The organism is Frankia sp. CeRuru1 (assembly GCF_977966315.1).
Window position 1 is genome coordinate 1 of record NZ_CDWWEW010000184.1, and the last position, 9,972, is coordinate 9,972.

A 9,972-nucleotide genomic window follows, 5' to 3' on the forward strand; every position below is an offset into this window, starting at 1 on the left:
GTCGGGGCGTCTGGGGCTGGGCCCAAGCCAGGTGAAGGAGCGTGGGACGCGATGAACGACGACACCAACATCATCCTCGATGAGGTTGTCGGTCGGCTCCAGGACGCGTTGCGCGCCCGGACCCAGCCAGCGATCACCGTGGTTGAAGCGGACCATGAGCTTGTCCTGACCGAGCCGTCCTACCTGCGTCACCGCGAGCGGGCTGAGGCCTACGAGCAGCGCGTCGCCGACGAGGCCCGCAAAGCCACCGCCGATCGGCTGGCGCTCGCGGTCCCCCAAGTCATGGCCGCCGTCGACGCGGACACAGTCCGGCTGCGTTCCCCGCTGACCGGCATTCCCGATGAGGAGACCGAGCAGGAGGTCATCCTGTGGATGACCTACGACATAGACGACAAAGTCACCTACGGCGCGATGCCGTTCACCCGCCGCGCCGGCGCACCCGTGTTCGACCCGGACATGCCCTCGGTCTTCCTACCGCCGTCGGCGGCCATGCCCGGCACGATCCTGCTGCGTCACCTGCTCGACGAAAACCTCCGTCCCCGCCGGCCCTGAGCGGCACGTCGTCGCTGGCCGCGGTCGGGTTGGAGCTTTCGGGTCGCTCAACCGCTGGCAGGGGGAACATCACCAACATGGCCAGGCCAAGCCTGGCAATGAGATCATGGCCCGGTGGCCGCGCCCGCCCTCATTCTCTGGGACGTCGACCACACGCTCCTTGAGATCAGCGGCGTGAGCCGGGAGATCTACGCCCGCGCCTTCCAGCTTGTGACCGACGGTCCCATGGGGGAGCTGGCGGACATGACCGGCCGCACCGAGCGGGCAATCATCTTGGAGACCATGCGGCTTTGCGGGATCACCGAGCCGGAACCACTGCTACCGGCCTTCTACGAGGCGTTGGGGGAGGCTGCCCGGCAGCTCCAGGGCCGGATGCGTGAGGCCGGTCGTCGCCTGCCTGGTGCCAGGGAGGCCATCGCGGCGTTGGAAGCCGAAGGGGTTGTGCAGTCGGTGGTGACCGGCAACCTCCGCTCGATTGCCGAGACCAAGTTGGCCGCGTTCGGACTCTCGGACCATCTGGATCTGGAGGTAGGCGGATACGGGGACGACGACAGCGATCGGGCTGTGTTGGTGCGTCTCGCGGTCAAGCGGGCCGAAGCGGTCTACCAGGTGAGCTTTCCCCGACCTCGGGTCGTGGTGATCGGAGACACTCCGTACGATGTGAAGGGCGCGCACGATGTGGGCGTGCGGGCCGTGGGGGTTGCCACCGGCAGCAGCAGTATGGGCGATCTTGATGCGGCCGGCGCTGATGCGGTCTTGCCGGATCTCACCCGGCCCCGTGTCTTGCAGGCGGCCGTCTTCGATTGCGTTGGCTAAGCGCCTGAACCTGCCCTCGCCAGGCGGAACCGCTCGCCAAAGTCGCGTGCCGCGGGCACGGCGCCCAACGGCGCCAGACCGTCCCCGAAATTCGTTCCGGGAGCCCCGCCCACGCGGAGCCTGTGGTGAGGCCCACCGGGCGGCGCGTGTCGGGGGACGATCCGCTGAAACTGTGCGGGAATAATCCCGACGGTGGCGGTCGAACAGGTCGGGTCGGAGTCAACGAAACTCGTGGTGATCAGGGGAAACTCGGGGGCGGGGAAGAGTTCAGTCGCCAAGATCTTGCAGCTGGGGCACGGTCGCGGATGCACGTTGGTGGAGCAGGACTACCTGCGCCGGATCGTTCTCCGCGAGCGGGATGATCCTGGAGGTCTGGCACCGCTCTTGATCGCGCAGACCGTGCGGTTTGCGCTTGATCACAACCTACATGTGGTGTTGGAAGGCATCCTCGCCGCCGCCCGCTACGCCGACATGATCACAGGACTGCTCGCGGCGCATCGTGGGACGAGCTTCGTCTTCTACCTCGACGTGTCGTTGGAGGAGACGCTGCGCCGACACGCCACCCGGCCGCAGGCGACCCAGTTCACCAGCACGGATATGCGGGGCTGGTACCTGCCGCGTGACCTGCTCGGCGTCGGCGGTGAACGTGTGATCCCGCAGACCTCCTCACTCGAGGAGACGATCGCGTTCATCGCCGAGACGGCGGGGCTGCCGCTCGGCGAGGGCACGGACTGTGTCCCGTGGGCCGCATCCGCCCCACTCCGGCCGGTCGTCGCGGTCGATCGCTAACCCGACCGGGGTCAGACCCGCGGGGGCAGTCGAGTCACGGGGACGGCGGCGCCGGCCACTGTAGGGCTCGGGCCGCGGGTAGAACAGCACCCGCTGATCCGTACCGCACCCTCGTAGCGGCGCTTCTCCTTGCACTTCATGCAATAGCCTTCGTAGCTCTGGGCGCCGTCAGACACCCGGGCTCCTTTCGCTGGTCCGCCCCGGGCCTTGTCGGCGGGCATGATGAACGACCAATCGTGCTTCGGGCAGTGATGGACACACATAGAACCGTTCGGAGGTACGTATGTGCGCCGATCGCTACCTCTCTACCTTCAGACCGGGCAACATCACCTGCACGGTGGCACTAGATGCAAGAATGACGCCGACCCGAGAGAGCGGATGACACATTCTGTGGCAGTGGCAGCTCAACGGGCCGGCTGCTGCCAAGCCAGGAGCGCTGTGACCTGGGGTTGCCCCTTCGGAAATTCGCTGTCGTTACCAAGCGTGGCCAGGCGCCTCGCATGGCGAACCTGGGAGGCTTGCCGGGTGCCATTTGGCAACCGGAGGCCGCCTCGTCGCGTAACCTGACAGGGGGAGACGAGTAGAACAGGGGTCCGCCGCATGGGCGATGTTGATCGTTACCTCGAATCCAACCGGATTCTGTGGGACGAGTGGGCCGAGCTTCATGCGCAGAGCGATTGGTATGATCTTGGCTCCGTGCGGAGGGGGGTTGACAAGCTCCGTCGCTACGAGGTGGAGGAGGTGGGCGATGTCAGCGGGTTGAAAATGCTACATCTCCAATGCCAGATCGGCGCTGACTCAGTCTCATGGGCAAGGCGCGGCGCGAAGGTCACCGGAGTCGACTTCTCGCCGCGCGCGGTAGGAATTGCAAATTCTCTTGCGAAGGAACTGGGTGTCGACGCGACCTTCGTGTGCTCAGACGTGATGAGATTGCCCGAAACGCTGGCTGGCACTTGGGACGTCGTCTACACCTCGAGGGGAGTTCTTGGCTGGTTGCCGGACCTGACTGCGTGGGCGGAGATCGTCGCGGCCTATTTGAAGCCAGGCGGCTTCGTTTACTTGACGGATATTCATCCAATCGCGAAGACATTGGACGATACATCCACCGAACTGAGGGTGAGTCGAAAATATTGGCCTAGATCCGAACCAGTCGCCTATCAAGTCAAGGGCAGCTATGCTGATCCTGACGCAAAAGTGGAATCGTCCGTGAAGTATCTATGGACGCACAGCACAGGAGAGCTCATTACGGCCGTCGCCCAAGCGGGCCTAATCATCGAGCTCTTTCATGAGTTCAGCTGGCTCGACCGGCCGTGGCCGTTCCTTCGCCAGAGTGTTGGGCGTCAGTACGTCCTGCCCGAGGACACTCCAGGGGAGCTGCCCCTCTTTTTTTCACTTCGAGCACGGAAGAGATATACCTAGTGTTCCGTAATCCTTGTCGCTTTACTTGCCATTGTTGTCGACAAGCTTTCTGATACTGGTTTCGACGAGTCGCACTTTGGCGAGGATCTCGTCTGCTGTGGCGGTCCAGGTAAAGGGTTTGGCGTCGCGGTTGTAGTGGTCGATATAGTGGCGGATCTGGCGGGTGAGGATCTGAACGGAGGCGAAGGTGCCACGGCGGATGGCTTGGCGGGTGATGATGCCGAGCCAGATCTCGACCTGGTTGATCCAGGACGAGCCGACCGGCGTGAAGTGGAAATGCACGTTGGGGTTGTCGGCCAGCCAGGCAGATACGGCGGGGATTGAATGAGTCGACAGGTTGTCCAGCACGATGTGGACGTCTTTACCGGCGTGGGGTTTGACGGCGGCTTTCAGGAAGGCAAGGAAGTGGGCGCCGTCGCGGACGGGATGGCATTGGCCGAAGACCTGCCCGGTCGCGACGTTCAGGGCGGCGAACAGGTTGGTGGTGCCGTGACGCACGTAGTCGGCGGTGCGCTGCTCGGCGGCGTCGAACGTGATCGGCAGCAGCGGTTGGGTACGGTCCAATGCCTGGATACCGCTCTTCTCGTCCAGGCACAGCACCACGGCACCGCCCGGCGGGTCGAGGTAGAGCCCGACGATGTCAGCGACCTTGCCGGCGAAGTCCGGGTCTCGGCTGACCTTGAACGTGCCGTGGCGGTGCGGCGCCAGACCAGTCTGGCGCCACAGCGTCGCCACATAGTGATGCGACACGTACACGCCCTCGGTTCGACTCACATATGTCGCCAGCAGCCGGCTCGACCACTGCGTCAGCCCGGTCTCCGCCGGTGGACTGGACCGGGTCAGCGCCACCACCCGACCGCGAATGTGTGGGGACATCTGCTGCCGCGGCGCGGCCCGAGACCGGTCCGCCAATCCGCTGACACCCCGCTCCTCAAAACGGGCCAGCCATGCATCAACCGTCGGCCGAGAAACCCCGACCATCACCGCGATCTCCTTCTTGCGCCGGCCCTCAACCCACAACAGAACGATCCGCGCCCGCGCCGCCACCGGCGCCGGCACATCTCGGCCCTTCACCAACGCCGTCAGCTCAACGCGATCCTCAGCAGAAACCTCCACCCCCGAATCACATCAAATACTGACAAGTAAATCAAGCAGCATTACGACACACTAGTCAATCTAGAATCTTCATATCGTTCGCCAAGCGCCGGAGTCGCTCGTCGAAAAAGCGTCTACGCCGAACGAGGTCTCGTACTCGCTCTCGGGCGAGAGGATCGTGTCGGACGAATTCCGGCGCAGCGCTGTAAGCCGCCGTTAGCGCGTCGATCACGGCGTCGTCATCGCCTAGCATGCCATGAGCTCTAGCGAGATGCAGATAGTGATAGCATCTGCGACTCACGCTACCGGCCTTGTCAGGGCTCACACGAGCAGCCTCGCGTAGAGCGTCATGCGGTCGTTGCGCGTCGACGTATATGCCGACTTTCTGTATCGAAACATTGGTCGGGCCGAAAATCAAAGAATGTTTTTCGCGATCAATTCTTGACTTTGCCGCGACGTCTGTCGCAATCTTCAGAAAGCTTTCCGACTCTGTCGGGTCTCCTGCCCTCGTCGCGGCTTGAGCAGCGTAGAGATGCAGCGCACCGTCGATGACGGCGTACGAGTCCGAATCGTTAACGGCGCGAAGCTGACGTAACAGGCCGACGGCATCGGCCGCCAGCGCCACACCGTCCTCTGGGTTGCCCTGCATCATAAGCTGGACGGTCAGAGTCGCGCTCATGGAGGCGATGACCAGTTCATGGCCGGCATTTTCGGCAGCCAACAAGGCGCGGTCGATCGCCAGTCGTGCCCGGCTATAGTCTCCTCTGCGCCGAAGGTCCAGGGAAGCGAGCCGATAGAGGTGCGCAAGCGCAATCTCGGTGCGTCTCCGGTCGTCTCCGTTACGCTGGTTGGATGCTGCCCTTGCCTCCGAAATGAGTTCGGCGAGCAACGGGATGGAGGCGGAGAACCTCCGGTCCGAGACGTTGTACAGGCGGCGAAGGGAGCTGGCCTCCTCCAGGAGGATGGAGCCGGACCGGGGACGGTTCTCGGTTCGCGTTAGGCTCGGGCTGCGGTCCAACACGACGCGTAGATGCATGGCTCCGTCGTCGGTACGGCTGGCCTCCCTGTCGGGGTCTCCATGTCCCGTGAGCTGGTGCAACGGTATGGATAACGCGCGTGCAAGCTCCAAGAGGACGCTCATGGAGTCGACCTGGCGCTCGCCTCGTTCGATCTTGGTCACCCAGCTGGTCGAACGGTTCAGCCGCTGCGCGAGTCCCGCCTGTGTCCAGCCGCGGAGTTTGCGGAAGGCTGCGATTCGCCTGCCGATCGGCAGGTCGTTCTCCATGTCATGTCCAGTCAACGCCGGTGCGTTCACCAAGAGTATCAGGCCACTTACCCCTGGATGGCAGCGTACCGACCACCAAACACGCAGCTGTCCGGATCGGAGGGGGCGTCGTTGCCGGAGGTCTGCCCGTCGGTCACAGGTCCGTGAGAACTGCATGAGGGCTGCCGCGGCCGTCCGCCTTGGGGGCGGTCAGACAGGCCCGTAAGCGGGTCCTGACCGCGGCTGTCGACGGCCGCCACCCGGGCTGACGTTCGTCACGCTCAGCAACACGCGTCGGTCCTGACGAGGGGCCACTGCGGGGGAAGGCTCTCCAAGTCCAAACTCGATGAAAGGCGACATTGCGGACGCTGTCGGCGCGCTCCGCCGCGGCTAAATGGAGACCGGACATTGACACAACATGTGTCGACTGGCGATGAAGCTGGCCTCCAAACTTGTCGCGACGGTGCTGCGGACGGTGACGGGCCGGATCGTGGGCCGAGGCTTCAAGGAGAGAGGAATCCGAGATGAGCCCTGTGGATTTGCAGCCCCAGGCCGGACCCGTGGCCGGTTCGGAACCGTTCGACCTCGACGTCACCATCGTGGAACAGGGGGACGCCGCGGCGGCGCTTCTGTGCAGCACGGACAACGGGTGTGACACGAAGACGGACGGCGACTGCTGACCGCTCGCATGGACTGCGCTGCCCCCGGCCGGCTGCCTGGCCGGGGCAGCTGCGACAGGCGGGAACGCGCCAAAGGGTCCCAAGGCTGAACCGTGGACCATGATCCGTGGCGGAGGCGTTGTGCATGGGTGCTCGGTATCGCTGTGTTGACGCCGCCGTTGTCCGTGCCGTCACGTACCCGGGCGAGCCGGCAAACCTGATATGGCCGGGCATCGAACACGACGACATCGAGTCGTCGTGCGTCTGGCTGGGCCAGGTCTGGGCCTTGCCCGGGGTGGCTGAGGCGATCGAGGTGGCCAGCCCGGTGCTCGCCGCCCGGGTCGCGGCGGTTTGCGCCGGTCGCCGACCGCCGGCTCGGGAGGTTCGACGGGCGGTCGTGTCGGTCGGCCGCTATCTGGTGCGGATGCATCGCCGCCCGACGCCGTTCGGCCTCTTCGCGGGCGTCGCACCGGTGCGTTTCGACGGGCCCGCGTCGGCACTGCGCGCGGACGGTGACCGGGCGTTTGCCCAGGCGGATGGGCGGTGGCTGGCGGGGATCGTCGGGCGACTGGAATCCTGCCCCGCCGTACGTCGGCAGCTGGTAGTGAGGGCGAACGATTTGAGGGCGGTACGCGGCGGGCGGCTGGTCGTGCTCTGGCAGCCGCACGGCGCTGGCCCGGACCGGGCCGACGCAGCCGAACTGTCGGTTCGTCACAGCCCGGCCGTTCAGCTGGCCGTCGAGGCCGCCAGGTCGCCTGTCCGGTTCGTGGACCTGCTCGACAAGGTGGTTGCCGAGTTTCCGGAAGCGCCGGTATCCGTGGTCGAAGGCATGCTGGCCGACCTTGTTGGCCATGGCGTTCTCGTAAGCAACCTGCGTGCCCCTTCGACCTGTCCCGACGCTCTTGCCCACGTCGCCGCCCAGCTTCAGGACGTGGACGCCGAGGCGTTGGGCTCGTCGGCGCGGCTGGTCGCCGAACTGTGCAGCATTGACCGTGGGCGGCGTGCCGGTTTCCATCTGGCGAGCATCCGAGGTACAGCCGGGCGGCGCAGACTCGCGGGGTTGGAGAGCCGGATGCGGGCCCTCGTCGTCGGTGTCGAGCGGCCGTTGGCGGTGGATCTGCGACTCGGCGGCTCCCTGACGGTGCCGTCGGCGGTCGCCGCCGCGATCGAGGCCGCTGGAGACGCTCTCATACGTCTCACACCGCATCCAGTCGGCCATCCGGCCTGGCGCGCCTATCAGACCCGCTACCTTGATCGATTCGGTGCAGGCGCCCTGGTGCCGCTCGACCAGCTTGTCGATGCCACTGCCGGGCTCGGGTTTCCGGCTCACTTCACGGATCCGACGCGTCCAGCCGGGGCAGCCGGCCTGTCGCGGCGTGACAAGCGTCTGCTGATGCTCGCCCAACAGGCAGCGCTGGACGGGACGCGGGAGGTGGTGCTCGACGACGACTTCCTCGACGGCTTCTTGGTCGGTGCGGAGGTGCCACGGTCCGCGCCGCATGTGGAGATGTCCACCGAGGTACACGCGCACTCCGCCGCGGCCCTGAGCGCGGGACAGTTCACGGTCCAGGTAGTCGGCGTCAGCCGGACAGGGTTCGCGATGAACAGCCGATTTCTGGAGATCCTTCCCGAGGGCGACCGCGAACGGATGATCAGGAATCTGGCGCGGCTGCCCGTCGGGGTGGAAGGTGCGGTAGCGGCGCAGCTGTCGTTCCCGCCGCGGTACGGGCGAATGGACACCGTGACCCGTGCGCCACGCCTGCTGCCGGAGTGGATCTCTGTGGCTGAACATCAAGGTGACGGCCGGGGACGGATCCCCTTGGACGACCTCGCGGTGACGGCCGACGACGGCGGGATGTACCTGGTGTCGCTGTCGCGCCAGCGCGTCGTGGAGCCGGTACTGACCAACGCTGCCGCGCGTCACACCATGCCGCCGCTCGCTCGTCTGCTCCATGAGCTCCCGCGGACCCGGACCAGCGCGTTCTCGCCATTCGCCTGGGGTGCGGCGGGGTGCTTGCCGTTCCTGCCGCGGGTCCGCTACGGCCACGCCGTGCTCACCCCCGCGCGCTGGGCGATACGCAGGGCGGACCTCCCCGGCCCGCAACAGCCGTCATCGACCTGGGCCGAGGCGATCGCGGCGTTACGCGCCCGGCTGGGGCTGCCGGGCTGGGTGAGCGTAGGCACGGCAGACGTGTGCCTGCGACTGAATCTCGACGAGTCGATGGACCTCGACCTTCTGCGCACCCACGTTGACGGCAATCGGCCGGCAGGAGGGCCCGAACAGTCCGACGAGACGGTGATCCTGGCGGAGGCCGCAGGCCCGGCTGACTACGGTTGGCTTGGTGGCCGTGCCCACGAGATCGTCGTGCCACTCGCCGCCGCATACACCGACGAAAACCGCCCAGGCATCTCGGCCAGGCTTCACTCTGTCCTGACAACCGCCGGGCCGCTGCGAGTCGTCGGGCGTGAGCACGGCCAACTGCCGGGGGCGTCGTGCGTGGTGTTCGCCAAGCTTTACGGCGACCCGGCCGGCTTCGACACCATCCTGACCGATCGCCTGCCTGACCTGCTCGCCACGTGGGCCACACCGCCACGCTGGTGGTTCGTCCGATACCGCGACCCCTCCCCACACCTGAGGCTGCGGCTGCATCTCGCCGACATCGCCGACTACGGCCCGACCGTCGCACGCGTCGGCGACTGGGCCGCGGACCTGCGTCGGGGTGGGCTGGCCGGGGACTTGGTGCTCGACACGTACCATCCGGAGACGGCGCGCTACGGCGCTGGCGCCGCTATGGCCGCGGCCGAGAGCCTCTTCGCCGCGGATTCGGTCGCCGCCGTCGCGGAACTCGCCGCCACCGCCGTTGGTAAGCCTGAACGACGAGCCGTCACGGCAGCGAGCCTGACCGACCTGACAGTCGCAGTGATGGGGAACCGTCCCGCCGGCATGCGCTGGCTTCTTGACCACCGGCGACCTTCGGACGGCCCGCCAACCGACCGGAGAGCCCTCCGCCAGGCGATCAACCTCGTCAGCGTCGATTCGTCGTCATCCGCGCCGCCCGCCGCTGCGTTCCCGGGGGTCGCGCGCTCCTGGCAGGCACGGCACCAGGCTGCGGCTCACTACGCGAGCGCTCTCTCGGCGAGGGCCGATCGTGGTGAACGTCTGTCAGCGGGATCGGTGCTGGGCTCGCTGCTGCACCTACACCACATCCGCGCCCATGGGATCGACACCGACTGCGAGCAAGCGTGCCAGCGCCTCGCGCGCGGCGTCGCGCTCGCGTGGAACGCCCGCCAAAGCACCTCCAGAGAGGGCACCGCCGATGACCGCCCACTCTGAGCCGCGGCTACGAGCCGAAGCCGCGGCGGCCCGACTCGCCGACG

General features: G+C 66.3%; 8 protein-coding genes. 6 read left to right on the plus strand and 2 right to left on the minus strand.

The annotated features are described in order from the left end of the window. Window positions 1–51 precede the first annotated feature (51 nt). The 4 genes from AC08OP_RS14285 to AC08OP_RS14300 all read left to right on the plus strand — a co-directional run bounded on the left by AC08OP_RS14285 (window position 52) and on the right by AC08OP_RS14300 (window position 3,576). Window positions 52–552 (plus strand): hypothetical protein, encoded by a 501-nt coding sequence (locus tag AC08OP_RS14285; protein WP_476614638.1) that lies wholly within the window; start codon window positions 52–54, stop codon window positions 550–552. A gap of 114 nt (window positions 553–666) precedes the next feature. Further along, window positions 667–1,368: an HAD family hydrolase gene (locus AC08OP_RS14290; RefSeq protein WP_476614639.1), complete on the plus strand. Its 702-nt coding sequence runs from the start codon at window positions 667–669 to the stop codon at window positions 1,366–1,368. A gap of 192 nt (window positions 1,369–1,560) precedes the next feature. Beyond that, the gene (locus tag AC08OP_RS14295; protein ID WP_476614640.1) at window positions 1,561–2,157 is read left to right on the plus strand and encodes a kinase; all 597 of its coding nucleotides are present in this window, start codon (window positions 1,561–1,563) and stop codon (window positions 2,155–2,157) included. A gap of 600 nt (window positions 2,158–2,757) precedes the next feature. Next, entirely contained in the window at window positions 2,758–3,576 is an 819-nt protein-coding gene (locus tag AC08OP_RS14300) for a class I SAM-dependent methyltransferase (RefSeq protein WP_476614641.1), read from the plus strand. A 21-nt stretch (window positions 3,577–3,597) separates the two neighbouring features. Here AC08OP_RS14300 and AC08OP_RS14305 read toward each other — a convergent pair whose 3' ends face one another. Beyond that, window positions 3,598–4,635, minus strand: a complete 1,038-nt coding sequence (locus AC08OP_RS14305) for an IS630 family transposase (protein WP_476614642.1) — start codon at window positions 4,633–4,635, stop codon at window positions 3,598–3,600. A 112-nt stretch (window positions 4,636–4,747) separates the two neighbouring features. After that, complete coding sequence (locus AC08OP_RS14310) at window positions 4,748–5,956, minus strand: helix-turn-helix domain-containing protein (RefSeq protein WP_476614643.1); 1,209 nt, start codon at window positions 5,954–5,956, stop codon at window positions 4,748–4,750. 503 nt (window positions 5,957–6,459) lie between these two features. Here AC08OP_RS14310 and AC08OP_RS14315 point away from each other — a divergent pair. Both AC08OP_RS14315 and AC08OP_RS14320 read left to right on the plus strand, forming a co-directional pair. Continuing rightward, entirely contained in the window at window positions 6,460–6,615 is a 156-nt protein-coding gene (locus tag AC08OP_RS14315; RefSeq protein WP_476614644.1) for an FxLD family lanthipeptide, read from the plus strand. A gap of 124 nt (window positions 6,616–6,739) precedes the next feature. After that, window positions 6,740–9,928, plus strand: coding sequence for a lantibiotic dehydratase (locus AC08OP_RS14320; protein WP_476614645.1), 3,189 nt, complete (start codon window positions 6,740–6,742; stop codon window positions 9,926–9,928). Window positions 9,929–9,972: the final 44 nt, after the last annotated feature.

What these genes read in the sequence shown, in the direction of transcription:
- AC08OP_RS14285 (WP_476614638.1), top strand. Translation starts at nt 52, where the DNA reads ATGAACGACGACACCAACATCATCCTCGATGAGGTTGTCGGTCGGCTC.
- AC08OP_RS14310 (WP_476614643.1), bottom strand. Translation starts at nt 5,956, where the DNA reads ATGGAGAACGACCTGCCGATCGGCAGGCGAATCGCAGCCTTCCGCAAA.
- AC08OP_RS14315 (WP_476614644.1), top strand. Translation starts at nt 6,460, where the DNA reads ATGAGCCCTGTGGATTTGCAGCCCCAGGCCGGACCCGTGGCCGGTTCG.
- AC08OP_RS14320 (WP_476614645.1), top strand. Translation starts at nt 6,740, where the DNA reads ATGGGTGCTCGGTATCGCTGTGTTGACGCCGCCGTTGTCCGTGCCGTC.
- AC08OP_RS14300 (WP_476614641.1), top strand. Translation starts at nt 2,758, where the DNA reads ATGGGCGATGTTGATCGTTACCTCGAATCCAACCGGATTCTGTGGGAC.